Raw genomic sequence first — 14,340 nt, 5'->3', positions numbered from 1 at the left:
CCCCGTGGGGCCGGTAGGTGAGGAGGAAGGAGTAGTAGAAGGAAAGACTCTTGTGGTCGCCTGGCGACCTAGCCTTACCGGGTCATGTCCGACTTCATCCGCTTGGGCACGGTCGCCTGCCGACCTAGCCGTGTCCGACTTGTCGGGTTGGGCTAGGTCGCCTACCGACCTAGCCTTGTCGGACTTTCCGGTATTGACCGTTTCGGCTAGGTCGCCTGCCGACCCAGCCTTACCGGCCGGAATGTGGATTGAGTAGACATTCTGGGCGTGCTCTTTCTGGGCCTTGATCCGCGACGGAGACAGACACTGCAGCCACCCCTCGTCCAGGAGCGTCTTGCGGTGCGCGAGGAAGGCGGACTTAGACATGCCGGTCGCGAGCAGGAGCACGGACTGGGCCGGCTGGTTGCGGGCGGCGATGCGTCCGGTCTCGGCGTCGGCCCAGGTGGCGACGGTCAGGGCGAGCAGTCGGGCCAGCGGCGGCAGACCGCTGCGCCTGATCGCGCGCTCGAACTCGAACCGGGAAGGCATCGGGCGGTCTTCTTCCTGACGGGGTGGACGCATGCGGGGGTAGTGCGGCTCGCCCTGGCGGATCGCGGGTCGCATCTGCCACACTACTTTAAAGATTGGCAAGATTGGAGAGATTGACCATGACTTACACTCTGACCATGGCTGCTGACCAGGGCATTCGGATCGCCGACGACGGCGTGGCCGAGGTCTCCATGACCGACGCCCGTGCGAACCTGACCCAGCTCATCCGCGATGTCCGCTACGGCGGCCGGTCCGCGGCCTTCACCGAACGCGGCGCCCGCAGCGCCTACGTCGTGCCGGCGGACTTCTACAAACAGGCGCTCGAGGACCGACTCACCGTCGTCGCCGTGCTGCGTCTGATCGACGAGATTCCTGACCAGCAGCGGAGCGAGAAGTGGGCTCGCGACCTGATCCGCTATCGCAACGAGCTCGCGCACGGAACCTGACATCTCCCCTCCTCCCTTCCTCCCGGGCCCCGCCAGTCAGCGGGGCCCGTTGCGTGTGCGGCTGATCAGGCAGCTTTCTGGCTGCCGGTGAGTCGGTAGCGGCGGTCGGCGGCGGCGTTGGCGGCCCGGCAGGCGTCGCACGGGGTCTCGCCGCGGGCGAGGTGGCGGCGGTACATACGGGCCTCTCCGCACTTCGGCTCGCCCTGCGGCGGGCGTTCCCGGCGCTGCCCGGTCCGGATCTCCAGCACGATGCTGTGAACTGTGCTGAGCGCCATGCCGAGGCGCTGGGCGATCTCCTCCTCGGCGAAGCCGAAGCTGATGAGGTGGCCGATCTCCTCGCGCCGGACAGCCGCCAGGGCGTCACGGTTCAGCGCCGGTTCCTCTGCGGCCGTCCAGGGCGCAGCGGCCGGGTCGTCGATCGTGTCGTCGTCCCAGGCCCCGACCGGCACCCAGTCGTTGCGCGCGGCGTGGTTGCTTGCCCTGCTGCACGCCTGGGTGTCGACGCCGTGCTTGCGCGGGTCGGCATTCCACAGGGCGTCGTACAAGGAGCGGACCGTGAGTGCCCTCCGGGCGGTGACGTGGGAGCCACGGAGCATGGCGCTGAAGTTGGGGTCCGTCATGCCGAGCCGGACAGCCAACTGGTGCTGCGGCCACCCCGCGAGCACGAGGGCCTGCATCCGCCGGTGTGTGCCGGCCGCGTGGACCTTCGTGCCAGGTGCGAGGTTCTCGAGCGTCGGCTCAACGCGGAGGATTGCTTCCGCGGCCGCGGGGCGAATCCGGGACTGGGGGCCAGTCCCGCGTTCGGGCCGGCCGGAGGTGATGCTCTGGAGGCGCTGCCGTTCCACGCCCGTCAGGGTGGCGATCGTTCGCAGCCCCATTCCGCACTCCTGGAGGGAGCGGATGTGGGTGCGGACGGGGGCGGCGTCGACGTAGGGCTGCCAGGTGCCGGCGGTGATGGCCTTGGTGCGGTTCTCGTCGTACTGACTGCGGGCGTAGCCGCAGGTGTAGCAGCGGCAGCCGTCGAGCCGGTACCGGGCGTAGCCGTGCGGGCGGTCGCTCATGCGGCGAGCTCCTGTTCGGTGTCGGCGGGGTAGCGGCGGAGGGCGGTCTGGAGGTAGTTCTTCGTGACGCCGAGGCGGGTGGCGGCCTGCTCGGCGCTGACGCCGAGGGCGATGAGTTCGCGGCCGTCGGCGGCCAGGTCGGCTTCGCGGGAGAGCGCGCTGCCGCGGGCCTTGAACAGCTCCTGGTTGCGCTGCTTCGGGTCGAGGTGGGCGTGCTCGTCGAGCCACTGGGCGTGGGCCTGCTCGCAGCGGCCGCACATGGGCAGGTCCTGCAGGCGGTGGATCCAGTAGCCACGGTCGGTGCCGCAGTGACCGGTCCATTCGGGGTGCTCGTTCGGGTCGTCGATGGTGTCGTCGTCCCAGGCTCCGGGCGGGGCCCAGCCGTTGGCGCGGGCGTGGGTGCGGACCTTCTTGACGGCACTGGCGCTGATGCCGTGGTGGTGGGGGTCTTGGTTCCACAGCCGGTCGTAGGCCGCGGCGACTGAGGCGGCGGTGGTGCCGAACACGCTGGGCTGGGTGAGGACGGCGTGGACGTAGACGGGGTGGATGCCGAAGTGGGGTCCGAGTCGGCGCTGGGGCCAGCCGTTGGCGACGAGGGCCTGGATGCGCCGCTGGGTTCCGACGGGGGCGACGTATCGGGTGGCGACGTTCTCGGCCTTGACCGCGAGGAGACGCTGGGCGTTTCCCTGGCGGATCTTCACGGCGCGGGGGCGGGTGGCGCTGAGGTTGTACAGGAGTCCGCTCACGGTGGCGTATCCGACGCCTGAGGCGGTGGAGATCGTCTGGGCGGAGACCCCGCCGGCCATGAGGTTGCGGACGTGGCGGCGGGCGGGTTCGGCGTCGACCATGGGCCCAAGGCCGGGGTTCGAGCTCACGACTCCTCCTTCCGGGCACGGTGGCTGTTGCGGCGGTATCCGGCGGCGGCGAGGTAGAGGCCGGCGGCGATGCTGACGGCGATCCAGGCGAGGACCCAGGTCAGCCAGGCGGGGGTCATGAGGCGGCCCTCCTGGCGGTGGCGGTGCCGACCCACTCCTTGCAGATGGAGCCGTGTACGGTCCGCCGCTTCGAGCGGACGAAGCCGTGCTGCTGGATCAGGCCCGCCTTGGCGGCGGCGTTGAAGGCGGCGCCCCAGTGGGCGCTGTGGGAGGGCTCGTCGACGAGTCCTTCGGCGACGAGGTCGGCGGCCTGGAAGGGGGTGCCGCGGCGGGCCATGAGCTCGATGGCGCCGCGGCAGGCGGTGGCCCAGTCGGGGCTGGTGCTGGCCTGGGCGCGGGCGATGCCGTCGGCCTTGGCGGCCTCGCCGGCGGCCGGGTCGACGGTGCCGGGGACGGCTATGGAGAACTGCAACTGCTGTGTCATGGTGGTCTCCTGGTTGGCCGGGGCACCGCCTGATTGCGGCGGGCGGTGCCCCGGGAGCCGGTTACTGCTGGCTGGCCTTGATGGCGGTGCCGCGGGCGCGGATGAAGTCGCCGAGGGTGGTGGCCTGGCCGTCGGGCGCGAGCATCGGCGTGGACTGCAGGCCTCGGGACTCGACCTCACTGAACAGGGCGAGGAGTCCCTCGTAGGTGGCGTCGTCGGCGGTCGCCTTGTCGACATAGGCGGAGGGGTCGACGCCGGCCGCGCCGTCGTTGAGCCAGCCGAGCATCGTCTTCGCGATGGCGCCGCCGTCGGGCCGCTCGATGACCGCGGCGTGCAGGTCGGGGCAGCGGGACTTGATGACGGTCAGCGTGTTGTCGGTGTCCATGAGGCCGACGACGTCGAACTCGTACTCCACGCCGCGGCGCTGCTCGGGCCGGGTGCCGACGCGGACGGGTTCCTTCTTGCCGCGGTCGTTGGTCTCCAGCGACCACTCGGTGTGGGCGCGCATGGTGGCGATGACGTGCCCGGGGTACGACAGCAGGGCGTCGACCATCGAGTTCTGGAGGGGCATGCCTTCCTTCCATCCGGCGAAGCTGTTGCCGCCGTAGCCCTTCTTCGCCGCGCGGTCGACCTGCTCGAGGGTGCCCTCGGTGCCGGACCAGAAGTGGCTCAGGGAGTCGATGACGACGGCCCCGTATCCGGCCTGGGCGGCGGCCGCGAGGGCCTTGATGAGGTCGCGGGGGTCGTAGCGCCGCATCTGCAGCGTGTCGAAGTGGATGCCGTTGACGCCGGCGTACTTGGCGGCGGCGCCGCGCTCGGTGTCGATGACGGCGAACTTCCCGGCGAGGCCGCGGGCGATGGCGAGGGACGTCCAGGTCTTGCCGCTGCCAGAGACGCCCATGAGGGCGAGCCGGGCCTTGATCTTCTCGCGGGTGGCGGGCGCGAAGGTGAAGTCGCTGTCGGTGAAGTCGCTGTCGGCCGGGGCCTGGCGCTGCTGGTTGAGGTGGTCGCTGATGCGGGCCATGGCGGGTCCTATCGGGCGGGCTGGAGGGACTTGGTGGCGCCGGTCTCGTCGGCGATGCGGTAGGCGATGCGCCGGCCGAGGTGTATGGCGTTCTTGCCGGTGCCGAGGGCGGTGAGGAGCTGCGACTTGGCGCGGGTGTACTCGTCGGCGGCGGCCTTGTACTGCTGGCCGCAGACCTCGTAGTCCGCGGCTATGGGGCCGGGGATCTCGACGTCGACGGGGTCGTACCGGTCGGGCTGGAGCCGCACGGTGTCGTAGGTGTGGCTGCTGCCGTCGATGTCGGGGACCTGGCCGCGGCGGACGGTGTCGAGGAACTCGGCGGCCGCCTTGACGAGCGTGGCCGCGTCCTCGTCGTCCCGGTCGATGACGTACTCGCGGTAGTCGTGGCCGGAGATGAGGACGGCGACGTGGCAGGTGTCGAGGCCGAGGGTGCTGAGCTGCCACTGGACCTGGCAGCGGTAGTAGATGGGGATCTCGTCGCTGCCGGAGGGTCCCCAGCCGTCGCCCTGCGGGCTGGTCTTCAGTTCCAGGAGCTCGACGGTCTGGCCGCGGCCGGTGGTGAGGAGGCGGTCCGGGGTGGCGCGCTGCCACTCTCGGTCGGTGTGCCGCCAGGTCCCGGCCTGCTCGATGCAGTAACCCTCGTGCTCGTCGGCCCACTTCTGGGCGACGACGTCCTCAAGGCGGTTGCCCCACTCGATGGCGCTGGTCATCTGGAAGGGAGGGGTGGGCAGGCCGGACTTCTTGTGCCACAGCTCGTAGCGGCTCATCCACGGGGAGAGGCCGACGATGGCGGCGATCTCGGTGGCGGTGACGGACAGTCCGGTCCGGGCGGCGTTCCATTCCGGGGTGCCGGGGGTGAAGTTGCCGAGGAGGACGCCGGTGGGCGCGGTCGTGGTGGTGGGCATCAGGCGGCCGCCGTCCCGGCGAAGATGTGCTGGAGCTGGGCGATGCCGTTCTCGTCGTACTTGGCGAGGCTGATGGCGGCGCCGTAGTCGGGGAAGGTCTGGGCGAGCTTGGCCCGGTTGGCCATGTCGGCGCGGTCGATGAGGGTGATGAGCAGCTCGGTCCAGTCGCCGGCGGGGTAGCCGCCTCGGCCGAAGTGGCTGAGGACGTGGGCGGCGACCTCGGGGCTGATGACGGTGCTGGTGGTGAGCGGCATGCTCTGGCTCCGTTCTGGGTGTGCGGGTGGCGGGCCGCCGCGGGGCTGGGAGCTCGACGCGGCGGTCTACGGTTGTCGGTGGTTCGCCGGCCGGGCGGGCCTGTTCACCGCCCGGCCGGCGGGTCAGAGGAGTCCGGCGGCGGCCGCGTCGCGGAGCGGCCGGACGACGGGGGTGGTCTTGCGGGCGGCCTGTTCGGCGCGCTGCCGGGCGAGGGCCTTGATGACGCGGGCCTCGTCGACGGGGGCGAGGCGGCGGGCTTCGCAGGAGCCGATCGCGGTGAGCGGGCGGGCGGTGTAGTGGCGGGCGCTCACGCGGCCAACTCCGTGTACAGCGCCTTGACCTTCTCGTCGTGGGCTTCGGCGGCCTTGTCCCAGCAGCCCATGCACAGGAAGGTGACGGGCGGCTCGTAGTCGGGCTCGTGCCACGGCTGGGCGGGCGGCTGGAAGCGGAAGAGGCGGCGGGTGTGGCTGCAGTCGGGGCACTTGCCATCGCGGGAGCTGCCGACGATCAGGGCCTCGTCCTGCTTGCGGAGTTCGGCCTGGCGCTGGTTCCAGGTGATGCCGCAGCCGGTGCAGTCGCCGGGGTGGAGCATCGAGCCGCGCGGCGGTTGCACGGGGTAGCTGTGCTTGCAGAGCGAGACCTTCATCGGTGGTCCTCCGGCTGGTCGATGTCGGGAAGGTCGGCGATGCCGGCGAGCACGTCGGCGGTGGCGGGCAGGGGCTGGGCGAGGCTGGGGGTGAGGCCGAGTCCGGCGAGGAGGGTGGGGAGCCGGACGAGGGGGGCGTCGGCGGTGGCGGCGAGGACCGCGGGCGGCGTCACCGGACGGCCTCGTCGGTGCGCAGGAACGCGGCGTGCTGGTCGTCGGTGATGAGCCCGGCGTCGCGCCACTGGTCGATCAGGTCGTCCTGGCCGGGGATGGCCACGCACGAGGAGCAAAGGCGTCCGACGGCGGCCGTGTTGGACTCGCCTGGCGGCTTCTGGCCCCAGCGGCACGCGGACAGGCCGGCCGCCTCGGCCTGGTCCTCCAGCGCCCGGAGGCGTGCTGCGGTCTCCGGGTAGAAGAACTCGATCTCTTCCAATTCGCCGGGCTTGGCGTAGGCGCCGCACAGGCACTCGCCGCTCATGTGGATGTGCTCGGTGACCTCGTTCAGCGGCAGCGCCCCGTCGAAGCACAGCCGGTGCTTCGCGTGTTCGTGCTGCTGCTGGCAGCGGTGCCGGGCCCGGTATTCGCGCATGTGGGCGTCGGTCCAGTGGACGAGTGGGGACACCCACACGATGGATCCGGCCGGGTCGATGGCTTCGGCGTTGCGGAACCGCTTGTCGCTCTCGCTCCACCGCATTCCGCCGAGGTAGATCACCCGGCGACGCTCGGCGCGCGGCAGACGCGTCTGGTCGCCGAGGAACTCCCGCCGGAACCGCATCAGCGGCTCGTCCTTCAGGTGCCGGTACATGACCTTGTGACCGGCCGGGCCGGGGAAGCCCTTCCACACGGCGCGCTTCCCGGCGTTCGGGCCGGTCGACGCGAGTACCCGGCCGAGCACCAGGTCTTCGTAGGAGTTCTTTGGGTGCAGTTCGTGCAGGGTGTCGCCCCACGCGGCGGCCACATCGCGCACGTACTGGGTGGTCTCCGGGATACCGGTGCCCGTGTTCACGTGCAGGACCGCGTCATACCGGCCGCGCAGCAGGTGTCCGAGGTTGCCGGAGTCACCTCCACCGGACGACAGCCAGAACACGCTGGCGGTCTCGGGGTAGGCGGCGAGGGCCTCAGCGAGGATCTCGTGTGACCTGGTGATCGCTTCGTCCAGGGTGCGGGCGACATGCTCACCGTCCGCGGCCTTCGGAGGGCGCTGCGGGAGGCCGTCGGGCATGCCGGGGAACATGTCTCCGGGCGCCTGGACCTTGCGGGTGCTCACTGGCCCTCACCGGCCTCGGCGTCGAGCGGGACGGCGTGGACGGCGCACTGGGTCCAGGCCATACGGCCCTTGCGGCTGGTGGAGCGGGACATCAGCCGCCAGGTCTTGCCGGGCCGGTACTCGTCCCAGCGGTGCTCGAACTCGCCCGGCTTGTCGTAGCGGGTCTCCTGGGCCAGCGCGTTGGCCTGCGCGGCCTTCAGCGTGGTGGCGGCGGCGAGCGGGATGTCGCCGATGGTGACGACGTAGACGCTGCTCACTGGCCCTCACCGGCCTCGGCGTCGGCCAGCTCGTCGGCGGCGTCCTGGTCGCCAGCGGCGGCGCGGACGGCGAGCGGGAGTTCGCCCCACACCTCGCCCATCCACTCCATGGCCCACTCGTCACCGGCGGCTCGGTCGCGCTCCATGCCCTCGCGGATCTGGCGCAGCGCGGCAAGGTAGGCCGTGGCGTCCGTCTCGTCGTCGGCGCTCGCGGCGAGGGTGAGGAGCTGCTCGGCGCCGGCCGTGTGGGCCGGGCTGCCCGGCAGCGGGACGGCGGCGGCGGCCTCCGTGACCTTCGCGGCCTGCTGGTCCAGCCACTCGGCGACCTCGTCAACCGTCTGGGCGGCCGTGTCGTCGGTCCAGTCCGTGTTCCCGTCGCGGAGGGTCTTGGCCGCCTTCCGCAGCGCTTCGCCGGGGGCGGTGGCGGCCTGCGCCTCCAGCTCGGCGACGCGGGCGCGCAGCTTCTCGCCGTACTTCTTCCTGCCGTCGGCTTCGGCTTTCCACCGCAGCCCCTGCTTCGCCAGGTGGTCGCAGCGGGCCTGCCACCGCTCGCCCCACTGGCGCGATGCGATCTCCAGCTCGGCGACGCGGGCCAGCAGGGCGGGCACGTCGGTGCGGGCGGCGGCGATGAACGCGGCGTCGTCCTGGCTGCTGTTGCCGAGGTAGCCGAGGTCCGCAGTCAGCATGTGGTCCTCGCTGACGACGAAGCGGTGGAGGCTCGACTCGTCGCGCTCAACGGTCCACGGGCCGGGGGTGGCGGCGTTGGCGCGGGCGGTGATCGCGGCCAGGTCGGGGGCCGGCGGCGCGGCCTGCGCGGCGGCGTGCAGCTTGGCGAGTCGCTCCTGCATGTGCGCGGGGTCGTCGTTGACGGCGTTGTTCACCGCAGTGGCGGCAGCCCGGAGGAGCTGCTCCACGCGCCCGCTGTTCTTGTTGTCGGTGCTCACGCCTGCTCACCGGCCTGTCCGGTGTGCGCCTGCCGGGCCGCGTCGAACTGGCCCATCAGGGACCACCAGGTGTAGAGCAGCAGGTCGAACGCCTGCTCCCGCTCCTGCTCGGGGAGCGCGTCCCAGGCGTGGCGTCCGATCTCCTCGGGCGTCCAGCCCCTGGGCTGCACGACGTTCAGGGCCTCGCGGGTCTCCTCCCACACGGCCTGCCAGGCGCTGATGCGGGGAACGCCGCTGACGATCTCGTCGAAGTCGGGTGTCGGTTCGGGGTTCGGGGATGCGACCATGGGGGTCGGTCCACCTCTCTGATTCGTCGGATGGTGTGGGTGGATCTGAGGTCGTCCCGGGCTTGGTCGTGCGGGGCGACCTCTGTGCGTCTGGGGTCAGGCGGCGCGGGCGGCGTACCTGCTGGGCCGGACCTCTCCCTGGGCCTGGATCCAGCGGATGTGCTCGGCGGTCAGCCGCGGGCTCCTGCCGACGTAGGTGAACGGGATCCGGCGGGCCTGGATGTTCTCGACGACCCAGTTCTCGGACTTGCCGAGGATCTGGCCGGCCTCCTTCGGGGTGAAGCAGCGCAGCTCCAGGTCGCTCACGCGGGCGGTGAGGATCTGCTCGACCGCAGAGGTGAGGCAGTCGATGAGGGTGGTGTCGATTCCGGGCTCAGTGGGGGTGGTCGCGGGGGCCAGGCTGGTCCTGGTCACTGGGGGGCTCCTTGTGGGTGATGGCGGCGATGGGGACGCCGAGGCGGTCGGCATAGAGGTGGAGGGTTTCGGCCCCTGCTCCCTGCTGGTCGCGCTCGACTCGGGAGAGGTAGCCGGGGTCTCTGCCTATGTCCTTCGCGAGCTGCTGAAGGCTGATTCCCGTGCGCTCGCGGATGGCCTTCATTGCGGCTCCGTTCGGTCTCACGCCACATAACGTAGACCTATCGAAGCGGATTAAGCAAGGCGTTGGCCGGGGTTCGTTGGGTGTTAGATGGGTGTTGCTGGCGGCCCGCAGGCTGGCGGCTCAGGCCAGAGATGCACGGAGTGCGCTGGCGCGCATACGGAGCGCATGACGGAACTGGGGGGTAACAAGGTGCTAACGAGGCAACAAAAAAGCGCCCCCAACATCGATCAATACTGGTCAATTGGGTCCTGCGACGTGTGCGTGTTGCCAATCGTTGCGGCATGATGGCCGCATGAATCAGGACCGGACCAAGCTCGCGTGGAGGGAACTCGCATCTGCGATCAGGAACGCCCGCGAGAAGCGGGGCCTGTCACAGATGGCCCTCGCCGAGCTCGCCGGTGTGTCCGAGGGCAGCGTCCAGAACCTGGAAAAGGGCGACAGCCGAACCCGCATCCCGCCGACGATCGCGAAGCTCGAACCCCACCTCGGCTGGGCCCGTGGCGCCGGGATGGAGATCCTCGAAGGCGGCGAGCCGACCCCGGCGCCCGCGCCCACCGAGCCGGCCGAGAAGCCCGCTCGGAACCTGAAGAGCCTTCCCCTGCGGATCGTGGACGAGCTGGAGAGCGACGACCCGCTGCTGGACTCCGCCGTCATCCAGCTGCCGGGCGTGGGCGGCGCGCGCATGGCCGTCGTCGTGCGCGGGAATCCCGACGCGACCCCGCAGGAGATCCAGGACGCCCTCCTGGCGTGGCGGAGGACAGAGCGGGCGCTCCGTCACCTGCCCGGCGACGACGAAGACGGCCGGGCTGCGCAGGGTTCGTAACCTCCCTCCTCACCAGCTCCGGCTCTCCTCACGAGCTACACACGATCTCTCCCCTCATCGCGCCTCTCTGTGATGTCATATGCACACACCGCAGAGGGGGGCGCCCGCAGCGAAGTCTGGGGGACCTATGTTGGTGAGAGTGATCCGTGTGACGGGCATGCCGTTCGGCGTCAAGGTGTGGATGGACGACGGCCCGGATGAGTTCCTGCTGTACATGGACGAGGAGGTCATCACAGAGCGCGGCGCTGCCGCGCTCGGACAGATCCTCAACCTCGCCGCGGCGACGTGGACGAGGGGGGACGAGGAGTTCCCGCAGCGCATGCTGAGAGCGGTAACCGGATGAGGGCCGGTGCGGCACAATGCCGCACAGGTCCGGCCCTGCCGGGACGCGCATGCGAGGTGAGCCATGGCCCATGCTGAGAAGCGGTCCTACGACAAACGCGCCCGCAAGTGGCGCTGGCGCGGCCGCTACAAGCTCCCGAACGGCCGCTGGGGCAGCGTCTCCCGCGACGACGACGGGCAGCCCTTCTACACCGAGCGGGCCGCCGAGGACTACGCGCACGGCCTCGAAACGGACGTGCGCAGGCGGACGTTCATCAACCCGAACGACGGGAAGCTCACCGTCTCGGAGTGGGCTGAGCGGTGGTGGAAGACGCTCGACCTGGCGCCGCTCACCATGAAGGAGTACCGGCTGCGGCTACACCGCTGGATCCTGCCCGAGTGGGGCGACGTCCCGATCCGCGACATCACCCCGTCCGCGGTGACGGTCTGGCGGCTGAAGCTGCGGAACGACCTCCAGCTGTCGGAGAACTACGTCCAGGGCATCATCTCTGTGTTCCGCGTCCTGATGGAGGACGCGGTCGCCGAACGGCTGCGCGCCGACAACCCCGTGGCAGTCACCCGAGGCCGGCGGCGCGGCCGCTTTCAGGCGAAGCCGAAGGACGAGAAGGCCATCGCCACGCCGCGGCAGACGCTGCTCCTCGCTCGCAACGGTCTGGCTCTGCGAGGAGTCAACGAGTACGTCTTGGTGCTCGCCGCCGCGTACACGGGCCTGCGGATCGGCGAACTGGCAGGCCTGCACCGCAGCCAGCTCGAGCTGAAGGACACCGGGCGCGGGGCCCGGCTCCACTCGCTCCACCAGGCGCAGTACGTCGACGGGAAGTTCACCGAGATCCCGAACAAGTACGACTCGGGCCGCGGGCTCATCATCCCGCCGTTCCTCGCTGGCCTGCTGCAGCAGCTGCTCGACGACCGGCCGGAGAGCGAGTGGGTGTTCACCGCGCCGAAGGGCGGCCGGCTGCTGCGGGGCGGCGACTGGTACGCGAACACCTGGACCCCGTTGGTGCAGGGCATCGCCCCGCGTCCGGTCATCCGGGGTGCCCGCGCACGGCCGGGTCTGCGTCCGGTGCTGGGCGTGGAGGGCCTGACACCGCACGGGCTGCGTCACAGTCAGAAGGTGTGGCTCGACGAAGCGGGGCATCCGCGAGCGGCGGTGGAGGCCCGGATGGGGCATGTGCTGCAGGGTGTCGAAGGCGTGTACTCCCATGTGACACTGAAGATGGAACTGGAGATCGCCGCCTCCTTGCAGATGCTGTGGGAGGAGTCGCAGCGGGCTGTGGTGGACCGTCGTGAGTTCGGCCCCTATCCCCCGCTGGTGCCGACCAAGGACCAGGTCCGCAAGAGACTGCACCGGGATCGCAAACGATCTCCCAGTCATCTCCCAGAAGCCGTCTGAGTCCTTCGTGGCAGACGAAGAGCCCCCTCCCGACACTCCGGGAGGGGGCTCTTTCGAAGGGTGGTCTATGCGTGTCCCACTGGGAGGATGACTCAGCGGACGTGGACGCCCGAGATGGTGCGGGCGATGACCAGGCGCTGGATCTCGCTGGTGCCCTCGAAGATCGTGTAGATGGCCGCGTCGCGGTGCATCCGCTCGACCGGGTACTCGCGGGTGAAGCCGTTGCCGCCCAGGATCTGGAGCGCCTGGGCGGTCACCTTCTTGGCCGTCTCGCTGGCGAAGAGCTTGGACTGCGATCCCTCGGCGCCGTTGAACGGCCGGCCGTTGACCGCCATCCAGGAGGCACGCCAGACCAGCAGGCGCGCGGCGTCCACGGAGGTCCGCATGTCGGCGAGCTGGAAGGCCACGCCCTGGTTGTCGATGATCGGGCGGCCGAACTGCTCACGGGTCTTGGCGTACTCCAGGGCGTAGTCGTACGCCGCCCGCGCGGTGCCGACGGCCATCGCGCCGACCACCGGGCGGGACGCCTCGAAGGTCGCCATGGCGGCGTTCTTCACACGCTCGCCGCTCGACGCCGTCCTGGCCTTCTCCCGGGCACGGGCGAGGCGCTCGTCCAGCTTCTCCTTGCCGCCGAGCAGGCAGGAGCCGGGGACCCGCGCGTTGTCGAGGATGACCTCGGCGGTGTGCGAGGCGCGGATGCCGTGCTTCTGGAACTTCTGGCCCTGCGAGAGGCCCTCGGTGCCCGGCGGGATGATGAACGAGGCGTGGCCCTTGGAGCCGAGCTCCGGGTCGACCACCGCGACCACGACGTGGACGTTGGCGATGCCGCCGTTGGTCGCCCAGGTCTTGGTGCCGTTGATCACCCACTCGTCCTTGGCCTCGTCGTAGACGGCGCGGGTGCGCATGGCGGCCACGTCGGAGCCGGCGTCGGGCTCGGAGGAGCAGAAGGCGGCGACCTTCACGTCGTCCGGGGTGCCGTACATCTGGGGGATCCAGGTGCCGATCTGCTCGTCGGTGCCGTTGGCCAGCACACCGACGGCGGCGAGGCCGGTGCCCATGATCGCCAGGGCGATGCCGGCGTCGCCCCAGAAGAGCTCCTCGGTGGCCATCGGGAGGCCGAGACCGGTCTGGTCGAAGTACTGCTGGGCGTAGAAGTCCAGGGAATAGATGCCGAGCTTGGCGGCTTCCTGGATGATGGGCCAGGGAGTCTCCTCACGCTCGTCCCACTCGGCGGCCGCCGGGCGCATCACGTCGGCGGCGAACCCGTGGAGCCAGTCCCGGACCTCCTTCTGCTCGTCGTTGAGCTCCATGGTGAACTCGGCCATGACCCCTCCAGTGCTGCCGAAAGTGTTACCTGCGGTAACCGCAGTCTGTTACTGGCCGGTAGGAAAGTCAACCCACCTGTTTCCCGGACGTTTCCGCAGGAGGGGACCCCTTCGGCGGATGTGGGCAGCGCCACGAGTTACGAGCCGAAGGGCCGCCGCGGGCCGATCAGTGTTACTTTGCGCAAGCATCACCGATTACGCACGGGTGGGGAGAGCACCGACCATGGAGACGACGCAGCAGGGGACCGCGCAGCAGAGGTCCACCGAGCGGCGCCGCCGCGAACTGCTGGAAGCCGCGGACCGGGTGGTGCTCCGTGACGGCCCGGGCGCCTCCATGAACGCGATCGCGGCCGAGGCCGGGATCACCAAGCCCATCCTCTACCGCCACTTCGGCGACAAGGGCGGACTGTACGCGGCGCTCGCCCAGCGGCACACCGACGCCCTGCTGGCCTCGCTGCGGGCGGCGCTGGACGCGCCGGCCGACCGGCGGCGGCAGCGGGTGGAGGCGACGCTCGACACCTACCTGGCGGCGATCGAGGCCCGTCCGCAGGTGTACCGGTTCCTGATGCACCCGGCCGACGGCGGTTCCTCGGGCGAGCCGGGCTTCGACGTGGGGCGTCACTCGGCTCCGCTGCTGCGCCGGATGGGCGAGGAACTGGCGCAGGTCATCGAGGAGCGGGTCGACCTCGGCCCGAACGGGCGGCACGTCTCGCGGGTCTGGGGCCACGGGATCGTGGGCATGATGCACGCGGCCGGCGACTGGTGGCTGGGTGAGCGTCCGTGCCCGCGCGAGGAGCTGGTCAGCAGCCTGGCCGACCTGCTGTGGGGCCGCCTCGCCGACGCGGGCGACCGCGAGGACGGCCCGGCCTTCTGACCACGC

At 70.6% G+C, this 14,340-nt stretch carries 23 protein-coding genes; 6 read left to right on the top strand and 17 right to left on the bottom strand.

Going from position 1 to position 14,340, the window contains the following annotated elements:
• The first annotated feature begins 267 nt into the window (after positions 1-267).
• Positions 268-645, top strand: coding sequence for a hypothetical protein (locus tag HW445_RS01985; protein WP_180219292.1), 378 nt, complete (start codon positions 268-270; stop codon positions 643-645).
• 20 nt (positions 646-665) lie between these two features.
• Positions 666-974 (top strand): type II toxin-antitoxin system prevent-host-death family antitoxin, encoded by a 309-nt coding sequence (locus HW445_RS01980; RefSeq protein WP_180219291.1) that lies wholly within the window; start codon positions 666-668, stop codon positions 972-974.
• A 65-nt stretch (positions 975-1,039) separates the two neighbouring features.
• On the opposite strand, the gene HW445_RS01975 is transcribed toward HW445_RS01980, so the two are convergent.
• The 16 genes from HW445_RS01975 to HW445_RS01905 form a co-directional block, all read right to left on the bottom strand.
• Positions 1,040-2,035 (bottom strand): hypothetical protein, encoded by a 996-nt coding sequence (locus HW445_RS01975; RefSeq protein ID WP_180219290.1) that lies wholly within the window; start codon positions 2,033-2,035, stop codon positions 1,040-1,042.
• Positions 2,032-2,910: a hypothetical protein gene (locus HW445_RS01970; protein ID WP_180219289.1), complete on the bottom strand. Its 879-nt coding sequence runs from the start codon at positions 2,908-2,910 to the stop codon at positions 2,032-2,034. The genes HW445_RS01975 and HW445_RS01970 overlap by 4 nt, the downstream gene beginning before the upstream one ends.
• Positions 2,907-3,029, bottom strand: a complete 123-nt coding sequence (locus HW445_RS33125; RefSeq protein WP_257230770.1) for a hypothetical protein — start codon at positions 3,027-3,029, stop codon at positions 2,907-2,909. The genes HW445_RS01970 and HW445_RS33125 overlap by 4 nt, the downstream gene beginning before the upstream one ends.
• Positions 3,026-3,394 (bottom strand): hypothetical protein, encoded by a 369-nt coding sequence (locus HW445_RS01965; protein ID WP_180219288.1) that lies wholly within the window; start codon positions 3,392-3,394, stop codon positions 3,026-3,028. The genes HW445_RS33125 and HW445_RS01965 overlap by 4 nt, the downstream gene beginning before the upstream one ends.
• A 61-nt stretch (positions 3,395-3,455) precedes the next feature.
• The gene (locus HW445_RS01960; protein ID WP_180219287.1) at positions 3,456-4,418 is read right to left on the bottom strand and encodes an ATP-binding protein; all 963 of its coding nucleotides are present in this window, start codon (positions 4,416-4,418) and stop codon (positions 3,456-3,458) included.
• Positions 4,419-4,426: 8 nt separating this feature from the next.
• A complete protein-coding gene (locus HW445_RS01955; RefSeq protein ID WP_180219286.1) occupies positions 4,427-5,323 on the bottom strand; it encodes a YqaJ viral recombinase family protein in 897 nt (298 codons plus the stop codon).
• Complete coding sequence (locus tag HW445_RS01950) at positions 5,323-5,577, bottom strand: hypothetical protein (protein ID WP_180219285.1); 255 nt, start codon at positions 5,575-5,577, stop codon at positions 5,323-5,325. The genes HW445_RS01955 and HW445_RS01950 overlap by 1 nt, the downstream gene beginning before the upstream one ends.
• A gap of 123 nt (positions 5,578-5,700) precedes the next feature.
• A complete protein-coding gene (locus HW445_RS01945) occupies positions 5,701-5,889 on the bottom strand; it encodes a hypothetical protein (protein WP_180219284.1) in 189 nt (62 codons plus the stop codon).
• Positions 5,886-6,224 carry a hypothetical protein gene (locus HW445_RS01940; RefSeq protein WP_180219283.1) on the bottom strand — a complete coding sequence of 113 codons (339 nt, stop codon included), beginning with the start codon at positions 6,222-6,224 and terminating at the stop codon, positions 5,886-5,888. The genes HW445_RS01945 and HW445_RS01940 overlap by 4 nt, the downstream gene beginning before the upstream one ends.
• Positions 6,221-6,397: a hypothetical protein gene (locus tag HW445_RS01935; RefSeq protein ID WP_180219282.1), complete on the bottom strand. Its 177-nt coding sequence runs from the start codon at positions 6,395-6,397 to the stop codon at positions 6,221-6,223. The genes HW445_RS01940 and HW445_RS01935 overlap by 4 nt, the downstream gene beginning before the upstream one ends.
• Entirely contained in the window at positions 6,394-7,491 is a 1,098-nt protein-coding gene (locus HW445_RS01930; protein ID WP_180219281.1) for a phosphoadenosine phosphosulfate reductase family protein, read from the bottom strand. Before HW445_RS01930 ends, HW445_RS01935 begins: the two co-directional genes overlap by 4 nt.
• Positions 7,488-7,748, bottom strand: a complete 261-nt coding sequence (locus HW445_RS01925; RefSeq protein ID WP_180219280.1) for a hypothetical protein — start codon at positions 7,746-7,748, stop codon at positions 7,488-7,490. The genes HW445_RS01930 and HW445_RS01925 overlap by 4 nt, the downstream gene beginning before the upstream one ends.
• Positions 7,745-8,692, bottom strand: coding sequence for a hypothetical protein (locus tag HW445_RS01920; protein WP_180219279.1), 948 nt, complete (start codon positions 8,690-8,692; stop codon positions 7,745-7,747). Before HW445_RS01920 ends, HW445_RS01925 begins: the two co-directional genes overlap by 4 nt.
• Positions 8,689-8,979, bottom strand: coding sequence for a hypothetical protein (locus tag HW445_RS01915; RefSeq protein ID WP_180219278.1), 291 nt, complete (start codon positions 8,977-8,979; stop codon positions 8,689-8,691). The genes HW445_RS01920 and HW445_RS01915 overlap by 4 nt, the downstream gene beginning before the upstream one ends.
• Positions 8,980-9,075: 96 nt before the next feature.
• Complete coding sequence (locus tag HW445_RS01910) at positions 9,076-9,393, bottom strand: hypothetical protein (protein WP_180219277.1); 318 nt, start codon at positions 9,391-9,393, stop codon at positions 9,076-9,078.
• On the bottom strand, positions 9,353-9,577 hold the full coding sequence (locus HW445_RS01905) for a helix-turn-helix domain-containing protein (RefSeq protein WP_180219276.1): 225 nt from the start codon (positions 9,575-9,577) through the stop codon (positions 9,353-9,355). Before HW445_RS01905 ends, HW445_RS01910 begins: the two co-directional genes overlap by 41 nt.
• Before the next feature lie 292 nt (positions 9,578-9,869).
• Between HW445_RS01905 and HW445_RS01900 the strand changes: the two genes are divergently transcribed.
• The 3 genes from HW445_RS01900 (at position 9,870) to HW445_RS01890 (ending at position 12,135) form a co-directional block, all read left to right on the top strand.
• On the top strand, positions 9,870-10,400 hold the full coding sequence (locus HW445_RS01900; RefSeq protein ID WP_180219275.1) for a helix-turn-helix domain-containing protein: 531 nt from the start codon (positions 9,870-9,872) through the stop codon (positions 10,398-10,400).
• A 139-nt stretch (positions 10,401-10,539) separates the two neighbouring features.
• The gene (locus tag HW445_RS01895; protein WP_180219274.1) at positions 10,540-10,743 is read left to right on the top strand and encodes a hypothetical protein; all 204 of its coding nucleotides are present in this window, start codon (positions 10,540-10,542) and stop codon (positions 10,741-10,743) included.
• Positions 10,744-10,806: 63 nt separating this feature from the next.
• The gene (locus HW445_RS01890) at positions 10,807-12,135 is read left to right on the top strand and encodes a site-specific integrase (protein ID WP_180219273.1); all 1,329 of its coding nucleotides are present in this window, start codon (positions 10,807-10,809) and stop codon (positions 12,133-12,135) included.
• Positions 12,136-12,227: 92 nt separating this feature from the next.
• Here the strand turns inward: HW445_RS01890 and HW445_RS01885 are convergent, their stop codons facing one another.
• Positions 12,228-13,460, bottom strand: a complete 1,233-nt coding sequence (locus HW445_RS01885) for an acyl-CoA dehydrogenase family protein (protein WP_180219272.1) — start codon at positions 13,458-13,460, stop codon at positions 12,228-12,230.
• Between the two features lie 223 nt (positions 13,461-13,683).
• Here HW445_RS01885 and HW445_RS01880 point away from each other — a divergent pair, with 223 nt between their 5' ends.
• Positions 13,684-14,334 (top strand): TetR family transcriptional regulator, encoded by a 651-nt coding sequence (locus tag HW445_RS01880; protein ID WP_180219271.1) that lies wholly within the window; start codon positions 13,684-13,686, stop codon positions 14,332-14,334.
• Positions 14,335-14,340: the final 6 nt, after the last annotated feature.

Origin of the sequence: Streptomyces sp. UH6, assembly GCF_013421635.1 — a bacterium.
Taxonomy (GTDB): domain Bacteria; phylum Actinomycetota; class Actinomycetes; order Streptomycetales; family Streptomycetaceae; genus Streptomyces; species Streptomyces abyssomicinicus.
The sequence above is the reverse complement of the archived record's forward strand: the minus strand, read 5'-3'. Positions and strand labels throughout refer to the sequence as shown.

What these genes read in the sequence shown, in the direction of transcription:
- HW445_RS01915 (WP_180219278.1), bottom strand. Translation starts at nt 8,979, where the DNA reads ATGGTCGCATCCCCGAACCCCGAACCGACACCCGACTTCGACGAGATC.
- HW445_RS01960 (WP_180219287.1), bottom strand. Translation starts at nt 4,418, where the DNA reads ATGGCCCGCATCAGCGACCACCTCAACCAGCAGCGCCAGGCCCCGGCC.
- HW445_RS01905 (WP_180219276.1), bottom strand. Translation starts at nt 9,577, where the DNA reads ATGAAGGCCATCCGCGAGCGCACGGGAATCAGCCTTCAGCAGCTCGCG.
- HW445_RS01955 (WP_180219286.1), bottom strand. Translation starts at nt 5,323, where the DNA reads ATGCCCACCACCACGACCGCGCCCACCGGCGTCCTCCTCGGCAACTTC.
- HW445_RS01890 (WP_180219273.1), top strand. Translation starts at nt 10,807, where the DNA reads ATGGCCCATGCTGAGAAGCGGTCCTACGACAAACGCGCCCGCAAGTGG.
- HW445_RS01880 (WP_180219271.1), top strand. Translation starts at nt 13,684, where the DNA reads ATGGAGACGACGCAGCAGGGGACCGCGCAGCAGAGGTCCACCGAGCGG.
- HW445_RS01950 (WP_180219285.1), bottom strand. Translation starts at nt 5,577, where the DNA reads ATGCCGCTCACCACCAGCACCGTCATCAGCCCCGAGGTCGCCGCCCAC.
- HW445_RS01900 (WP_180219275.1), top strand. Translation starts at nt 9,870, where the DNA reads ATGAATCAGGACCGGACCAAGCTCGCGTGGAGGGAACTCGCATCTGCG.
- HW445_RS01965 (WP_180219288.1), bottom strand. Translation starts at nt 3,394, where the DNA reads ATGACACAGCAGTTGCAGTTCTCCATAGCCGTCCCCGGCACCGTCGAC.
- HW445_RS01980 (WP_180219291.1), top strand. Translation starts at nt 666, where the DNA reads ATGGCTGCTGACCAGGGCATTCGGATCGCCGACGACGGCGTGGCCGAG.
- HW445_RS01975 (WP_180219290.1), bottom strand. Translation starts at nt 2,035, where the DNA reads ATGAGCGACCGCCCGCACGGCTACGCCCGGTACCGGCTCGACGGCTGC.
- HW445_RS01940 (WP_180219283.1), bottom strand. Translation starts at nt 6,224, where the DNA reads ATGAAGGTCTCGCTCTGCAAGCACAGCTACCCCGTGCAACCGCCGCGC.
- HW445_RS01885 (WP_180219272.1), bottom strand. Translation starts at nt 13,460, where the DNA reads ATGGCCGAGTTCACCATGGAGCTCAACGACGAGCAGAAGGAGGTCCGG.
- HW445_RS33125 (WP_257230770.1), bottom strand. Translation starts at nt 3,029, where the DNA reads ATGACCCCCGCCTGGCTGACCTGGGTCCTCGCCTGGATCGCCGTCAGC.